The 16,770-nt window shown below is 71.8% G+C and carries 9 protein-coding genes and 1 pseudogene; 1 reads left to right on the forward strand and 9 read right to left on the reverse strand.

Annotation, left to right across the window (positions count from 1 at the left end; all coding sequences use genetic code 11):
* Positions 1 to 334: 334 nt before the first annotated feature.
* The 8 genes from tmk to bldG form a co-directional block, all read right to left on the reverse strand.
* Positions 335 to 3,565 carry a dTMP kinase gene (gene tmk / locus H8R17_RS08825; protein ID WP_187822583.1) on the reverse strand — a complete coding sequence of 1,077 codons (3,231 nt, stop codon included), beginning with the start codon at positions 3,563 to 3,565 and terminating at the stop codon, positions 335 to 337.
* Positions 3,566 to 3,778: 213 nt separating this feature from the next.
* Positions 3,779 to 6,607, reverse strand: a complete 2,829-nt coding sequence (gene topA, locus H8R17_RS08830; RefSeq protein ID WP_187822584.1) for a type I DNA topoisomerase — start codon at positions 6,605 to 6,607, stop codon at positions 3,779 to 3,781.
* Between the two features lie 257 nt (positions 6,608 to 6,864).
* The gene (locus H8R17_RS08835; protein WP_187822585.1) at positions 6,865 to 7,062 is read right to left on the reverse strand and encodes a hypothetical protein; all 198 of its coding nucleotides are present in this window, start codon (positions 7,060 to 7,062) and stop codon (positions 6,865 to 6,867) included.
* A 350-nt stretch (positions 7,063 to 7,412) separates the two neighbouring features.
* Positions 7,413 to 8,951 (reverse strand): class I SAM-dependent methyltransferase, encoded by a 1,539-nt coding sequence (locus H8R17_RS08840; RefSeq protein WP_187822636.1) that lies wholly within the window; start codon positions 8,949 to 8,951, stop codon positions 7,413 to 7,415.
* Positions 8,952 to 9,084: 133 nt separating this feature from the next.
* Complete coding sequence (locus H8R17_RS08845; RefSeq protein WP_316959352.1) at positions 9,085 to 9,654, reverse strand: small secreted protein; 570 nt, start codon at positions 9,652 to 9,654, stop codon at positions 9,085 to 9,087.
* A 224-nt stretch (positions 9,655 to 9,878) separates the two neighbouring features.
* The gene (locus tag H8R17_RS08850; protein ID WP_187822587.1) at positions 9,879 to 12,284 is read right to left on the reverse strand and encodes a sodium-translocating pyrophosphatase; all 2,406 of its coding nucleotides are present in this window, start codon (positions 12,282 to 12,284) and stop codon (positions 9,879 to 9,881) included.
* Positions 12,285 to 12,575: 291 nt separating this feature from the next.
* Positions 12,576 to 13,010, reverse strand: a complete 435-nt coding sequence (locus tag H8R17_RS08855; RefSeq protein WP_187822588.1) for an ATP-binding protein — start codon at positions 13,008 to 13,010, stop codon at positions 12,576 to 12,578.
* A gap of 109 nt (positions 13,011 to 13,119) precedes the next feature.
* Positions 13,120 to 13,461 (reverse strand): anti-sigma factor antagonist BldG, encoded by a 342-nt coding sequence (gene bldG / locus H8R17_RS08860; RefSeq protein ID WP_005475923.1) that lies wholly within the window; start codon positions 13,459 to 13,461, stop codon positions 13,120 to 13,122.
* An 82-nt stretch (positions 13,462 to 13,543) separates the two neighbouring features.
* Here bldG and H8R17_RS08865 point away from each other — a divergent pair, with 82 nt between their 5' ends.
* Entirely contained in the window at positions 13,544 to 16,342 is a 2,799-nt protein-coding gene (locus H8R17_RS08865; protein ID WP_262505119.1) for a DEAD/DEAH box helicase, read from the forward strand.
* On the opposite strand, the pseudogene H8R17_RS08870 reads toward H8R17_RS08865, so the two are convergent.
* A pseudogene (locus H8R17_RS08870) lies at positions 16,311 to 16,706 on the reverse strand (Rv3654c family TadE-like protein); the annotation flags it as partial. The gene H8R17_RS08865 and the pseudogene H8R17_RS08870 overlap by 32 nt on opposite strands.
* Between the last annotated feature and the right edge of the window lie 64 nt (positions 16,707 to 16,770).

Consider the following 16,770-nt stretch of genomic DNA (forward strand, 5'->3'; position numbering starts at 1 on the left):
GGGGTGAGCACTGACAGCCGGGGGTGGGTGGTGTGCGCGGTGAGTGGTCGGGTGCGGGTTTGTGTTCTGTGCCTGCGGCGGCCTGAGCGCCTCCTGTGGGGGTACGCGCCGTACCCAGGGTCCGGTGAGTGGGTCGGTGCCGCGCCGGGGGATGTCCGTCCTCGGCCCGGCGATGAGGTCGGCTACGGAGGTGGTCGTACGTTGACGCCGGCCGCTGCGGGGCGATGGGGGTGCCCCGCGCGAGCTCGTTCGAGCGTGGGGGAGGCACCCCGCCAGCGCCGGGCCGCGCGACCCCACCCCCGGCCATCAGTGAACGCCGGACACCCGGCCCGCGTCAGCCGCGGCGGCGTCCCCGCCTCCGGGGGCCGTCGTCGTCGTACTCGTCCTCCCGTGGGCCCAGCAGCTCGTCCGCCAGGGTCGGCAGATCGTCCAGGGGGGTCTCCTCGGCCCAGTCGGACCGCTCGCGGCGTCGCGGGGTGCCGTCGGCGTCGACCTGGGGCATCTCGCGGGTGCGGTCCTCGGAGCCGTCGGGCCCGGAGGACTGCTCGTCCCGAAAGAAGCCGGGCGGCACCCGGTTCGCCGGGTCCTCGCCACGCACCGGCGGCAGGACGGCCGTCTCGTCCGCGGCGCCCGGAGGAACCTGCGGCAGCACCGCCGTCTCGTCGGCCTCCCCCGGCGGCGCCGGCGGCTTCGGCAGCTGGGCGGTCTCCTCGGAGTCGGAGCCCTCGGGACCGGCGTTCTCGGACCGGGTCCGATCCTCCGCCTGCTTCCCGGGCTCGCCCGGCTCATCCCGCACCGGCCGCAGCACCGTCGTCTCCTCGGCCGACCCACCGGGCCGGTCCCCCGGCTTCACCACCGGCGTCGGCACAGTCGCCGCATCCGGCGCGGCCGTCGGCCCGGAAGGCGCACGCCGACCGGTGTCCGCCGCGGGCGCCGTCGGCTTCCGGCCCGCCTCCGCCGCGGACGCGGCCTGTTCCGCCAGGCGCCGTGCCTCCTCGGCCCGCAGCAGCGCCTCCTCGGCCTTGCGCTGCTTCTCCAGGCGCTGCGCCTCGGCCTCGACACGGATCCGCGCCTCCTCCTCGGCCTGCTCGCGGCGCCGTTCCTCCTCGGCCTTGCGGCGGGCCTCCTCCTCGGCCCGGGCCTTCTCCTCGGCGAGGAGCCGGGCCCGCTCCTCCTCGGCCTTCTTCCGCGCCTCCTCGGCGCGCAGCCGGGCCTCCTCCGCCTGCCGTTCGGCCTCGCGCCGCTGCGCCTCCTCCAGCTCGCGCCGCTTGCGCTCCTCCTCCTCGGCACGCAGCCGCGCGAGCTGCTCCTGGCGCTCGCGCTCCAGGCGCTCCTCCTCGGCCTTGCGCCGGGCCTCTTCCTCCGCCTTGCGGCGGGCCTCCTCCTCGGCCTTCTTCCGCGCCTCCTCCCGGGCCTTGATCTCGGCCTCGGACAGCGGCAGCACCTGGTCGAGCCGGTGCCGGATCACGGTGGTGACTGCTTCGGCCTCCTGGCCCGCGTCCACGACCAGATACCGGCCAGGGTCGGACGCGGCCAGCGTCAGGAAACCGGACCGCACGCGCGCGTGGAACTCGGCCGGCTCCGACTCCAGCCGGTCCGGCGCCTCGGTGAACCGCTCGCGCGCGGTCTCCGGCGCGACGTCCAGCAGGACGGTCAGATTCGGCACCAGGCCGTTCGTCGCCCAGCGGTTGATGCGGGCGATCTCGGTGGGGGACAGGTCGCGGCCCGCCCCCTGGTAGGCCACCGAGGAGTCGATGTAGCGGTCCGTGATCACCACGGCGCCGCGCTCCAGGGCGGGCCGTACGACGGTGTCGACGTGCTCGGCGCGGTCGGCGGCGTACAGCAACGCCTCCGCCCGGTGCGACAGGCCCGCGCTGGAGACGTCCAGCAGGATCGAGCGGAGCCGCTTGCCCACCGGGGTCGCCCCCGGCTCGCGTGTGAGCACGACCTCGTGGCCCTTGGAGCGGATCCACTCCGCGAGCGCCTCGGCCTGGGTGGACTTCCCGGCGCCGTCGCCGCCCTCCAGGGCGATGAAGAAACCGGACGTCGCGGGCGCCTGCTCCGGGTCGTCGCCGCCGAGCAGCGCGTCCTTCAGGTCCTGCCGCAGCGGCACACCGGCGCGGTCGTCGACCTTGGCCAGCACCAGCGCGGCCACCGGCAGCAGCAGCGCGCCGACGAGCATGAGGGTGAAGGCGGCACCGCCGTGCGCGAAGACGAACTTGCCGCTCTCCAGGCGGTGCGGGCCGATCCCGGCCGCCACCAAGGGGGCGATCACCGCGCCGAGCGCCACGAAGACCCGGACCACTGCGTGCAGGTGCTCGGTCGTGCGCGTCCGGCGGTGGTCCTCGGCCTCCTGGTCGAGGAGGGTGTGCCCGGTGTTGGCGGCGACGCCCGCGCCGACGCCGGCCAGCGCGAGGATCAGCAGCACGCTGGTGACGTCCGGGACGAGCCCGGCGGCCAACAGCGCGACGCCGGTGAAGGCGATCGCCAGCGCCATCAGCCGCCGCCGTGACAGGGCGGGCAGCAGCGCGGGCGCCGTACGGATGCCGACCACGACCCCGCCGGTCAGCGCGCACACCAGCAGGCCGTACAGCACCGGGCCGCCGCCCAGGTCCTTGGCGTGCAACACGGCGACGGCGACGGCTGCCGCGATCGCCCCCGCGACGGCCGCGCAGGCGGGCACCAGCAACGGAATCGCGCCGGTGCGGCCCTTGTCGGCGACCGAGCCCGCCTTGGGGCGGCGCAGCCCCTCAAGCGGCGACCGCGCGCGCGGGGTGCGCGTGCCGGGCAGATCCAGGAAGGTCAGCAGGGACAGGGACGCGGCGAACAGTCCGGCCGCGACGTACGACGCGAGAGCCGCCTGGTGCTGGGCGAACCAGTCGATGCCCGCGCCGAGCAGGTTGTTGAACAGCGCCGCGGTGACGAGCGCGGCGGCCGCGAGCGGGATCGCCACGAAGCCCGTACGCAGCGACAGGCGGCGCAGCGCGTCCATGTGGTCCGGCAGCGGCCGTACCGTCGCGCCCTCGGGCGGCGGGGTGGGCAGCAGCGCGGGCGCGGCGCTCTCCCGCGACACCGACCAGAACCGCTCGGCGACGCCGATCACGAAGACGGTGACCAGGAGGGCGGCCAGGGCGTCGCCCGGCATCCAGTCGATCCACAGCGGCGCGATGATGAGCGCCGCCGCCCGCAGACCGTCGGCGCCGACCATGGTCCAGCGGCGGTCGAGCGGGCCGTCCTGGGAGGTGAGCGACGTCAGCGGGCCGAGGAGGACGGCGCCGAAGAGGAGCGTCGCGAGGATGCGCACCCCGAAAACGGTCGCCACTGCGAACGCCACGCCTCGGTAGCCACCGCCGAACGAGCCCTCGGCGATCGCCGCCTGAAGGGCGAGGACGACCAGCACCAGAAGGGACAGGGTGTCGCCGACGCCGCTCACGAGCTGTGCGCTCCACAGGCGCTTCAACTGCGGTTGGCGCAGCAGAGCCCGCACGGCGCGCTCGCGGGAGTCCGCGACCAGCGTCTCGTCGGGAGCGTTGTCAGGGGCCGTTGGCTGCTCGGCTCGGGTCATGCATTCAGCCTATCGGCACCCACTGACAGGGAGCGCCTGCCCGAACGTACGCCCGCCCCGACACCGAAGCGATACCAAGCCGTTCGTTTCGCGAACCCGGCGTACACCCGCGTACTGCCCACCGTACGCCGCGCGCACCGAACCGGGCCCTCAACGGGCCCGGTTCCCAAGGACGTTACCGGTGCCGGCCCTGACGGACGTCCTGAAGGGCGCTCAGTCCTCCGCCGCCTTGGACGCGGTCGCCTTCTTCGCGGTCGTCTTGGCGGTCGTCTTCTTGGCGGTCGTCGTCTTCTTCGCCGCGGTCTTCTTCGCGGTGGTCGTCTTCTTCGCCGCCGCCTTCTTGGCCGGGGCCTTCTTCGCGGCGGACTTCTTCGCCGTCTTCTTGGCGGGCGCCTTCGCACGCTTCTCGGCGAGCAGTTCGAAGCCGCGCTCGGGGGTGATCGTCTCGACGCTGTCGCCGGAGCGCAGGGTCGCGTTGGTCTCCCCGTCGGTGACGTACGGCCCGAAGCGGCCGTCCTTGACGACCACCGGCTTGCCGCTGACCGGGTCCTCGCCCAGCTCCTTCAGCGGCGGCTTGGCGGCCGCACGGCCACGCTGCTTGGGCTGGGCGTAGATCGCCAGCGCCTCCTCCAGCGTGATCGTGAAGAGCTGCTCCTCGGTCTGGAGCGACCGGGAGTCCGTGCCCTTCTTCAGGTACGGGCCGTAGCGGCCGTTCTGCGCGGTGATCTCCTGGCCCTCGGCGTCGGCGCCGACGACACGCGGCAGCGACATCAGCCGCAGCGCGTCCTCCAGCGTCACCGTGTCCAGCGTCATCGACTTGAACAGCGAGGCCGTGCGCGGCTTGACGGCGTTCTTGCCCGTCTTCGGGGTGCCCTCGGGGAGGATCTCCGTGACGTACGGGCCGTAGCGGCCGTCCTTGGCGACGATCGGCCGGCCGGACTCCGGGTCGGTGCCCAGCGGGCGCTCGCCGCTCGGCTTGGCGAGCAGCTCCTCGGCCAGGTCGACGGTCAGCTCGTCGGGCGCCAGGTCGGCCGGGATGTCGGCGCGCTGGTGCTTGTCGGTGTCCTTCTCGCCGCGCTCGATGTACGGGCCGTAGCGCCCGACCCGCAGCACGATGTCGTGGCCCACCGGGAACGACGACACCTCGCGCGCGTCGATCGCGCCCAGGTCGGTCACCAGTTCCTTGAGGCCGCCGAGGTGGTCCCCGTCGCCGTTGCCCGCCTCGGCCGCGCCGCCGTTGTGGGAGCCCTCGCCGAAGTAGAACCGCTTCAGCCACGGCACCGCCTGTGCCTCGCCGCGCGCGATGCGGTCGAGGTCGTCCTCCATCCTCGCGGTGAAGCCGTAGTCGACGAGCCGCCCGAAGTGCTTCTCCAGGAGGTTGACCACGGCGAAGGACAGGAAGGACGGCACGAGGGCCGTGCCCTTCTTGAATACATAGCCGCGGTCGAGGATCGTGCCGATGATCGACGCGTACGTCGACGGGCGGCCGATCTCGCGCTCTTCCAGCTCCTTGACCAGCGACGCCTCGGTGTAGCGGGCGGGCGGCTTGGTGGCGTGGCCGTCGGCGGTGATCTCCTCGGCGGTGAGCCGGTCGCCCTCGGCGACCTGCGGCAGCCGGCGCTCGCGGTCGTCGAGCTCGGCGTTCGGGTCGTCGGCGCCCTCGACGTACGCCTTCAGGAAGCCGTGGAAGGTGATCGTCTTGCCGGACGCGGTGAACTCGACGTCCCGCCCGTCGGCCGCGCTGCCCCCGATCCTCACGGTGATGCTGTTGCCGGTCGCGTCCTTCATCTGGGAGGCGACGGTCCGCTTCCAGATCAGCTCGTAGAGCTTGAACTGGTCGCCGGTCAGGCCGGTCTCGGCGGGCGTGCGGAAACGATCACCCGAGGGCCGGATCGCCTCGTGCGCCTCCTGCGCGTTCTTGACCTTGCCGGCGTACGTCCGCGGCTGCGGCGGCAGGTAGTCCCCGCCGTACAGCTGCGTGACCTGGGCGCGGGCGGCGGCGACCGCCGTGTCGCTCAGGGTCGTGGAGTCCGTACGCATGTAGGTGATGTAGCCGTTCTCGTACAGCTTCTGCGCGATCTGCATGGTCGCCTTCGCGCCGAAGCCGAGCTTGCGGCTGGCCTCCTGCTGCAGCGTCGTGGTACGGAACGGGGCGTACGGCGAGCGGCGGTACGGCTTGGACTCGACGGACCGCACGGAGAACTGGGTGTCCTCCAGGGCGGCGGCCAGGGCGCGGGCGTTCGCCTCGTCGAGGTGGAGGGTGTTCGCGCTCTTCAGTTGTCCCAGGGAGTCGAAGTCGCGGCCCTGCGCTACCCGCCTGCCGTCGACGGTCTGCAGGCGGGCGACCAGCGACGACGGGTCTGACGCGTCCCCCGCGCGGCCGGTCGCGAAGGTGCCCGTCAGGTCCCAGTACTCGGCAGAACGAAACGCGATGCGCTCGCGTTCCCGCTCCACGACGAGTCGTGTCGCGACCGACTGGACGCGGCCCGCCGACAGGCGCGGCATGACCTTCTTCCACAGCACCGGCGAGACCTCGTAGCCGTACAGACGGTCGAGGATGCGGCGGGTCTCCTGGGCGTCGACGAGCTTCTGGTTGAGCTGGCGCGGATTGGCCACGGCGGCCTGGATCGCGGACTTGGTGATCTCGTGGAAGACCATCCGCTTGACCGGGACCTTGGGCTTGAGCACCTCCTGGAGGTGCCAGGCGATGGCCTCGCCCTCCCGGTCCTCATCGGTGGCCAGGTAGAGCTCGTCGGAGTCCTTCAGCAGGTCCTTGAGCTTCTTGACCTGGGCCCGCTTGTCGGCGTTGACGACATAGATCGGCTGGAAGTCGTGTTCGACGTCCACGCCGAGGCGGCGGACCTCGCCGGTGTACTTCTCGGGCACCTCCGCGGCGCCGTTGGGAAGGTCGCGGATGTGCCCGACGCTCGCCTCGACGGTGTATCCGGGCCCGAGATAGCCCTTGATCGTCTTCGCCTTGGCAGGCGACTCGACGATGACGAGTCGGCGGCCGCCCTTTGCGGTCTCGCTGGTCGGGGACAACTTCGCTCTTCTCTCCGGTCGACGCTGGGGCCTCCCCAGGCCTGTGCTCCCGGGGTCGGGTCATGGTGACGCTGCGGAGTGTGACGGTACATCCCGCCCCCGTGTCAAACGGGAAAAGCCCGCAACGGCCACTCGAACGGTAACCCGACTACCACCATTCCTGCCGCCCTGAGTGCCCAGCAGCACGTTCGGCCCTCTCCGGAGCGCAATCTCCCCATTACGGGGGGTGCGATCCGGCCGTAGGTCGTCCGCGGTCTTCAGAGGCGGGTCAGGCACCACGCCCCGAGGGTCAGCGTGGCCACCGCGGCAAGGCTCGCGACGGTCGCCGATGCGACGGGGCTCATACCCTGGGCGACGGGCCTGCGCTGTCGTACCCGGGTCGCCGTCCACACCAGCAGACCCGCTCCGAACAGGGAGAACACCACTCCAGCGAAGATCGCCGGTACGGCTTCCATGGCTCCCGTGCCCCTTCCTCCCGCCCGCGAGTGCCCAGCCCCGGGAGGCTGACACGCGCGGGCGGCGCCCAGGCGAACCCCGGATGAACGCCAGACCACCGACGCCGCCGGAGCGCGCCCGTCCGCCCGTGGGGATCTTCCAAAGGATCTCCGGGTCCGTTTCCCGACGCGGCGTCCAAAACGGCTCGAATATGTCGGGTACGTCTCATCCGACGGCGCCGGCATGGCCGGGGGTCGGGTCAGCTGACGGCGCGGGCACGGCGGAGGGCGGCATCGCGGGTACGGGCACGGACGGTGGCGCGGCGCTTCCGGAAGCGGCGGCCGGAGGCCGGCCCGGCCGCGCCCGCCGCTCAGTGCGCCGGTTCCAGGAAGCCCTGCTCCACCAGCAGCCGGATCTGAGCGGGCGTACGGTCCCGCAGGACCACCGGGTCCTCGCCGAGCAGCTGGGCGATGGCGTCCAGGATGCGGCCCGCGCTCATGGTGCCGTCGCACACGCCCGCGAAGCCCGCGCCGACCGTGTCCACGCGGGTGGCCCGGCGCATGCCGCGATGCTGGCGCAGCACGACGTGCTCGGGGTCCTCGGCGCCGGGCAGCCCGACCTGTTCCTGAACGATCTCGGGGGCGAGCCGGAAGTGCCCTTCGAGCAGCGCCGCGTCGTCGTGCGCCCGCAGGTAGTCGAGCCGGCCGAAGTGCGCGCGGACCGTGTCGCCGAGCGGCTGCTCGACCGGATGCGGCCACTCCTCCACGGTGACCGAGGGCACAGCGGCCCCGGTCCTGCGCAGGATGATCCAGCCGAAGCCGACTGCCTTCGCCTTGCGCGCCTCGAACTCCTCCAGCCACCCGTCGTACCGCGCCTGGTACTCGGCCGGGTCGCCGTGATGGTCGCCGGCGTCCCTGAGCCACAGCTCGGCGTACTGGGTGACGTCCTGCACCTCACGCTGCACGATCCAGGCGTCGCACCCGCGAGGCACCCATGACCTGAGTCTGTCCTGCCAGTCCTCCCCTTCCGCGTGTTGCCAGTTGGCGAGGAACTGCGCGAACCCGCCCTCGTTCAGCCGCTCCCCCGCTCCCTGAACGAGCGAGCGGCACAGATCGTCCCCGCCCATCCCGCCGTCGCGGTACGTCAGCCGGGCGCCCGGGGAGATCACGAACGGCGGGTTCGACACGATCAGGTCGTACCTCTCGTCGTCCCGGACCGGTTCGAAGAGGGAGCCCTCGCGCAGGTCTGCGGCGGGTGCGCCGGACAGGGCGAGGGTGAGCGCGGTGATGTGCAGGGCGCGTGGGTTGACGTCGGTCGCGGTCACGCGCGTGGCGTGCTGGGCGGCGTGCAGCGCCTGGATGCCGGAGCCGGTGCCCAGGTCGAGCGCGGAGGAGACGGCCGTACGCACGGTGATGCCCGCCAGGGTCGTGGAGGCGCCGCCGATGCCGAGGACGACGCGTTCGTCCCGGCGCCCGATGCCGCCGGCGCCGCCGACCGCGCAGCCCAGGTCGGACACGATGAACCAGTCCTCGCCCGCGGGCCCGCCGTACGGACGGACGTCCACGGTCGCCGCGACCTCGTCCCCACCGGCCCGGACCAGCCACCCGCTCTCCAGGCACTCCGGCATGGGCAGGACGTCCGCCACGCGCGCGTGCGGCACGGGCTGCTGGAGCAGGAACAGCCGTACGAGCGTCTCCAGCGGCGTGTCGCCGCGGGTCGCCCGGAGCGCGGGCACGGTTTCGCTGCGGGCCAGCGCGGCATAGGCGGGGGCGCCGAGCAGGTCGAGCAGTCCGTCGGCGGTGAAGGACACGCCGAGCAGGGCGTCCCGGAGCCGGGCGGCGGCGTCGGGTCGGTCGGAGGCGGGCAGGGCGGGCAGCGGGGAGGGGCTGGGAGTGCTCACGCCCACCATTGTGGCGGCCGGGACCGGCATCGTGCGTGTCCGTGCGGCGGGGCGCTCCCCGATGCCCGGAGCCCTGCCACGCGCGCGTACCGGGACTTCTTTCGGTTGACGAACGATCGCCTTCCTTGGGCGGCGGAGCGGCTCAGCTCTGGGTGGCCGTCGCCGACGCCGTGGCCGTCTTGCAGCTGGCCTGCTTGGCCATGGCCTTGCCGACGTCACCCTCCTCCAGCGCCTTCAGGGCCTCGTTTCCGCTCTTGCTCAGCTTGTCCAGCTCGCCGGCGATGGCCTTGAGGCCGTCGGCGAACTTGATCTGGTCCTTGGTGTTGAGCGCGTCGACCTGCTTCTTCAGGCCGGCGTACGACGAGGAGATGCCGTTGAGCTCCTTGACCGCGTCCTTCTGCTTCTTCTCGCCGTTCGCGACATCCGGCGCCCCGGCCTTTTGCACGGCGGCCCCGATCGCGTTGTAGGCGTCGGCCATGTCCTGGAAGGCCCGGGAGTCCGCCTTCTGGACGGCTTCCGCCTTGCTGTCCTCGGCGGACTCGCTCTGGATCGCGGCGTTGGCGGCCTCGATCTTCTTCGCCTGCGGCTGGACCGCATCGCAGACCTGCTTCGCCCAGGAGTTCAGCTTCTCGTTTTCGTCGCCGCCGCATCCGGACAGCGCCAGTACCAGTACCGCACCGCCGGACAGTGCGGCCGCGAGCTTCTTGTTCACCGGATTGGTCCCTTCCACGGCTCTCGGCCCCGGAACATACACGCCAGATGGGCGACAACCTCCGGTCGGGCGTTCATTAATACCTTTTTGTAACCATTTGCACCAAGTGAGAGAAGGCTCACGCGAGGGGTGTGAACACACAGAGCGGGCGGACGGCGCATCAAACGCGCGCCGTCCGCCCGCACCTTGAGCTGGGACTTGTGCGATGACCCGGGTTCAGGGGGCTACGAAACCACCGCCGCATCGGCCGACTTGGACTGCCGCTCGGCGTTGTCTTCGTCACCCATGGCGATTCCTCGCCGCTTGGAGACGTAGACCGCGCCGACGATCACGACGAACGCGAGGGCCGCGATCCCGATCCGCACGCCGATGTTCTCGTCGGCGCCGTAGGAGAACTTGATGACGGCCGGTGCGATCAGCAGCGACACCAGGTTCATGACCTTCAGCAGCGGGTTGATCGCCGGACCGGCGGTGTCCTTGAAGGGATCGCCGACAGTGTCGCCGATGACGGTCGCCGCATGGGCCTCGCTGCCCTTGCCGCCGTGGTGGCCGTCCTCGACGAGTTTCTTGGCGTTGTCCCAGGCGCCGCCGGAATTGGCGAGGAACACCGCCATCAGCGTGCCCGCCCCGATCGCGCCCGCCAGGAACGCGCCGAGCGCCCCGACACCGAGCGTGAACCCGATGAAGATCGGCGCCAACACGGCGAGCAGACCGGGTGTGGCGAGCTCGCGCAGGGCGTCCTTGGTGCAGATGTCGACGACCTTGCCGTACTCCGGCTTCTCGCTGTAGTCCATGATCCCGGGCCTCTCGCGGAACTGCCGCCGCACCTCGTACACCACGGCGCCCGCCGACCGGGACACCGCGTTGATCGCCAGCCCCGAGAAGAGGAAGACGACCGCCGCGCCCGCGATGAGACCGACGAGGTTGTTGGGCTGAGAGATGTCCATCATCAGGCTCATCGGGGCGCCTTCTCCGCTGAGCCTCTCGCCCACGTCCCGCGCGCCGGTGAGGATCGCGTCACGGTACGACCCGAACAGCGCCGCCGCCGCGAGGACGGCGGTGGCGATCGCGATGCCCTTGGTGATCGCCTTGGTGGTGTTGCCGACGGCGTCCAGGTTGGTGAGCACCTGCGCGCCCGCGCCCTCGACGTCGCCGGACATCTCGGCGATGCCCTGCGCGTTGTCGGAGACCGGGCCGAAGGTGTCCATCGCGACGATCACGCCGACGGTGGTGAGCAGGCCGGTGCCGGCCAGCGCCACCGCGAACAGCGCCAGCAAGATCGACGTACCGCCGAGCAGGAACGCCCCGTACACGCCGAGGCCGATCAGCAGGGCGGTGTAGACGGCGGATTCGAGACCGACCGAGATACCGGCGAGGACGACGGTGGCGGGGCCGGTGAGCGAGGACTTGCCGATGTCCTTGACGGGCCGTCGGTTGGTCTCCGTGAAGTAGCCGGTCAGCTGCTGGATCAGGGCGGCGAGCACGATGCCGATGGCCACCGCGACGAGCGCGAGGATCCGCGGGTCGCCGTCCTTGCCCTGGATCGCCGCGTCGGTGACCCCGTCGAGTTCGGCGTAGCTGCCAGGGAGGTAGATGAAGACGGCTGCGGCGACCAGCACGAGCGAGATCACCGCGGAGATGAAGAACCCACGGTTGATCGCGGTCATGCCGCTGCGGTCGGCCCGGCGCGGCGCCACCGCGAAGATGCCGATCATCGCGGTGATCACGCCGATCGCGGGCACGAGCAGCGGGAAGGCGAGCCCGGCGTCGCCGAAGGCCGCCGAGCCGAGGATCAGCGCGGCGACCAGGGTCACGGCGTACGACTCGAAGAGGTCGGCCGCCATGCCCGCGCAGTCGCCGACGTTGTCGCCCACGTTGTCGGCGATGGTCGCGGCATTGCGCGGATCGTCCTCCGGGATGCCCTGTTCGACCTTGCCGACCAGGTCGGCGCCGACGTCGGCGGCCTTGGTGAAGATGCCGCCGCCGACCCGCATGAACATCGCGATGAGCGCCGCGCCGAGGCCGAAGCCCTCGAGCACCTTCGGCGCGTCGGCCGCGTAGACCAGCACCACGCAGGAGGCGCCCAGCAGGCCGAGCCCCACCGTGAACATGCCGACCACGCCGCCCGTGCGAAATGCGATCTTCATCGCTTTGTGCGAGACGAGAGTGAGATCCTTTTCCGGTTCGCCTGGAGCCGGTGTCGCTTCCCGGGCCGCCGCGGCGACGCGCACATTGCTGCGCACGGCCAGCCACATGCCGATATAGCCGGTGGCTGCCGAGAAGGCCGCGCCGATCAAGAAGAACACCGAGCGCCCGGCACGCTGATTCCAGTCGTCCGCGGGCAGCAGCATGAGCAGGAAGAAGACGACGACGGCGAATACGCCGAGCGTACGCAGCTGACGGGCCAGATAGGCGTTCGCGCCTTCCTGGACCGCGGCCGCGATCTTCTTCATGCTGTCGGTGCCCTCGCCGGCCGCGAGCACCTGGCGAACCAGGATGCCGGCGACCACGAGCGCCGCGAGCGCGACGACCACGAAGACCGCGATGAGGACGCGGTTGTCGTCGGTGAGCACGGCGGCTGCGAGGTGTGTGGGGTGGCCCGACTGATGTGAGATGGAAAGCCCCGCCATTCGTCCTCCTTGACGCTTGGGCTGAGCTCAAGATGTGGACGGGATTGTAGGTACCGGAACCTGATCAAAACAGTGCGCGAGAAATCGAATTGGCCTTCACCCCGGTAATGCCCTGAAAGCATTCCTGTATGACCCATTGATCACACGATTGATCGTGAACGAATTCACGTAATGGACCGCTCAGCAACCACTGTAAACGCGGGTACCGCAAGCCGCACATGGCGAAGGGCCCCACGAGGTGGGGCCCTTCGGTTTCGCAGGCGTCGCGCAGGCGCGTGCGCGATGAGCGGTTCAGGCGAGCACGGTCGGCGGCGTGGTCGGCCACGTCATGCGGATCAGGCCGCCGTGCTCCCCGGCGCTGACCTCGACGTCGTCGACGAGACCGCTGATGACCGCGAGGCCCATCTCGTCCTCGTCGGCCTCCGCCTCGGGGTCGCCGGACCCGTTTCCGGGCGCCCGCTCCCCCGGGACCGAGCGCGGTGCCTCGTCGCCGACCTCGATGGAGAACTGTTTCTCCTCCTCGATCAGCAGCACCTTCACAGGTGCCGAGATACCGCCGTTCTGATGCAGCCCGACGGCCCGCGTGCAGGCCTCGCCGACGGCGAGCCTGACCTCGTCGAGGACGGCCTCGTCCACTCCGGCCCTGCGCGCCACCGCTGCCGCCACCAGCCGGGCGGTGCGGACGTGCTCGGGCAGCGCGCTGAAGCGGAGTTCAACGGTGGCCATGAATCCCCCTCGCAACTACGGGCGTGCGGTCGAGGGGCCGGGCCGCCAACAGCCCAGCCCCCCACGGTGTCTACTTGTGCCGCCCCGGGCGCGCGGCCCGGTGCGGTGATCAGTCGGTGGCCGCCACCGCTTCATCGACCGAGGTGTGGATCGGGAACACCTTGGTGAGACCGGTGATGCGGAAGATCTTGAGAATGCGCTCCTGGTTGCACACCAGGCGCAGCGAGCCCTCATGGGCACGCACCCGCTTCAGGCCGCCGACCAGCACGCCGAGACCGGTGGAGTCGAGGAAGTCCACGCCCTCCATGTCGACGACGAGGTGGAAACTCCCGTCGTTCACCAGCTCGACCAGCTGCTCGCGCAGCTTGGGCGCGGTATATACGTCGATTTCGCCACCGACCTCGACGACCGTACGATCGCCGACAGTACGGGTCGACAGGGACAGGTCCACGGATCCTCCAGCACCTTGCTATCGAGCGGTCGCCCCTCGGGACACCTCGGCTTGGAGCCCCCGGGACGGTTCGCCAGCCGCGATGGCATTCAATCACTTACCGGCAGGCGTGCACGACGCCTTGGCCCCATTGTCCGTCACGCCAGTGACACACTCGGTGCCGATGGCCAAGAATCACAGATCCGATCGACCCTCGGCGGACCCCGTGTCCCGGCCCGCGCCGGGCACGGTCCTGGACCGGCTCGCCGCAGGGCCGAGCCGGGCTGCGCGCATTACTCATACGGAGCACTTGCCCCCACGTGCGGGCCGCCATGCAGTCTGGCCGGACCGGATCCGTTCCGAGGTCATCGCAGCCGTGCAGGCAGCGGGCATCGAGCATCCGTGGACCCACCAGGCACGCGCGGCCGAACACGCCCTGGACGGCGAGTCGGTCGTCGTCGCCACGGGCACCGCCTCCGGCAAGTCCCTGGCGTATCTGGTCCCGGTACTGTCCACTCTCCTGGACGGCTCCGGTGCTCCGAACGGCCGCGGCGCCACCGCGCTCTACCTCGCCCCGACGAAGGCACTCGCGGCGGACCAGTGTCGATCGGTGAAGGAACTTTCACAGCCCCTTGGCAATTCCGTGCGCGCCGCGGTGTACGACGGCGACACGCCGTTCGAGGAACGCGAGTGGATCCGCCAGTACGCCAACTACGTGCTGACCAACCCGGACATGCTGCACCGCGGCATACTCCCGTCCCACCCCCGCTGGTCCTCCTTCCTGAAGTCGCTGAAGTACGTCGTCATCGACGAGTGCCACACCTACCGCGGCGTCTTCGGCTCGCACGTCGCCCAGGTGCTGCGCCGACTGCGCCGTCTGTGTGCCCGCTACGGCGCGTCGCCCGTGTTCCTGCTGGCCTCCGCGACCGCCGCCGAGCCCTCGGTGGCCGCCCGGCGCCTGACCGGTGTGCCGGTGGTGGAGGTGGCCGACGACGCCTCCCCGCGTGGTGAACTGGTGTTCGCCCTCTGGGAGCCACCGCTGACCGAGTTGCACGGCGAGAAGGGCGCACCCGTCCGGCGTACGGCCACCGCCGAGGCCGCTGACCTGCTGACCGACCTCACCGTGCAGGGCGTGCGCTCGGTCGCCTTCGTGCGATCCCGGCGCGGCGCCGAGCTGATCTCCGTCATCGCCCAGGAACGCCTCGCCGAGGTCGACCGCTCACTGGCCCGGCGTGTCGCGGCGTACCGCGGCGGCTACCTCCCCGAGGAGCGCCGCGCCCTCGAACGCGCGCTGTACTCCGGCGAGCTCCTCGGCCTCGCCGCGACGAACGCCCTCGAACTCGGCGTCGACATCTCCGGCCTGGACGCGGTCGTCATCGCCGGCTACCCGGGCACGCGCGCGTCCCTGTGGCAGCAGGCGGGCCGGGCAGGGCGGTCCGGGGAGGGTGCCCTGGCCGTCCTGGTCGCCCGCGACGACCCGCTGGACACCTTCCTCGTCCACCACCCCGAGGCCCTGTTCGACCAACCCGTGGAGTCGACGGTCCTCGACCCCGACAACCCCTACGTGCTCGCCCCGCACCTGTGCGCGGCCGCCGCCGAGATCCCCCTGACGGAGGAGGACCTCGACCTGTTCGGCCCAGCGTGCGAGGACCTCCTCCCCCAGTTGGAGGCAGCGAAGCTGCTGCGCCGCCGCACGAAGGCCTGGCACTGGACGCGCCGGGAGCGTGCCGCCGACCTGACCGACATCCGCGGGGAGGGCGGGCGGCCGGTGCAGGTCGTCGAGGCGGGCACCGGCCGGCTGCTGGGCACGGTGGACGCGGGCGCCGCCCACACGACCGTCCACGAGGGCGCGGTGCACCTGCACCAGGGCCGCACGTACCTGGTGCGGACACTGGACCTGGAGGACTCCGTCGCCCTGGTCGAGGAGGCCGGCCCGCCGTATTCGACGGTCGCCCGCGACACGACGACGATCTCCGTTCTGGAGACCGACATCGAGGTCCCCTGGGGTGACGGCCGCCTGTGCTACGGCTCCGTCGAGGTCACCAACCAAGTCGTCTCCTTCCTGCGTCGCCGGCTGATCACCGGTGAAGTGCTGGGCGAGTCGAAGCTCGACCTCCCTCCTCGTACGCTGCGCACGCGCGCGGTGTGGTGGACGGTCACCGAGGACCAGCTGGACCGGGCGCGGATCAACCCGGAGTTCCTCGGCGGCGCCCTGCACGCCGCCGAGCACGCGTCGATCGGCATGCTGCCCCTCTTCGCGACCTGCGACCGCTGGGACATCGGCGGCGTGTCCATCCCGTTGCACCCCGACACGCTCCTCCCGACGGTCTTCGTCTACGACGGCCACCCCGGCGGCGCGGGCTTCGCGGAGCGCGCCTTCCACACCGCCCGCGCCTGGCTTACCGCCACCCGCCAGGCCATCGCCTCCTGCGAGTGCGACTCCGGCTGCCCGTCCTGCATTCAGTCCCCCAAGTGCGGCAACGGCAACGATCCCTTGCACAAGAGGGGCGCGGTACGCCTGCTCACGGTGCTGCTGGAGGGGGCACCGGAGGGACGGACGGCGGATGAGACGACGGCTGAGGGGCCGGCGCCCGAGGGGCCGACGGCAGGTGCACGGGCGGCTGGGGAGCCGACTGCAGAGGCGCAGGCGGCCGGGGAGCCGCCCGTGGAGCGGCGAGCCGGGGCGGAAGCGGCAAGGGGGCCGGCGACGGCGCAAGCGCCCCAGGTCCAACCGGCACGGACGCGGTCGGCGCAGGAGCGGCCGGACGAGGGACGGCCGACGGAACCTTCGCAGGATCCGCGCGGGGGGCCGGCCCGGCAGAGTCCGTCCGGGGACGCGGTCCCGCAGGATCCGCCCTCTGAGCCGCTCCCGCCGGTGCCGCAGGCCCCGCCCGCGCCCTGACCTCCACCGCGAACGGCCCCCGTCCCGACGCCGCCGTCACGTCCGAGATCTCGCCGACGAGGGCGCACCGCACGAGCCGTACGCCCTGCGCCCGGGCCACCCGGTCCGCCCGGCCGCAGGCCGCCGCGGCACCGTCCGCCCAGTGGTCCGCCGCCGCGAGCGCCGCGAGATCCGCACCGCCGGCCGCCCGGTGCCGGGCCAGGACGGCCTGCCCCAGCGCCAGCACAATGCCGAAGACGACGCACAGCACGGCGATGGCCCCGACGCTCCAGACGGTGGCGGAGCCCCGGTCGGACCGCGACGCAGCCGCATGGCCACGGCCACTCCGCCACCTGCGGGCCCAGCGCCGACCGGACCGCCACACAGCCGCCAAGCGACCGCCGCCCCGCCGCCCACCGGCCCAGCCCCAGCCAGACCGCCACACAGCC

The sequence above is a fragment of the Streptomyces sp. TRM68367 genome, assembly GCF_014495685.1.
In the GTDB taxonomy this organism is placed as follows: Bacteria; Actinomycetota; Actinomycetes; order Streptomycetales; family Streptomycetaceae; genus Streptomyces.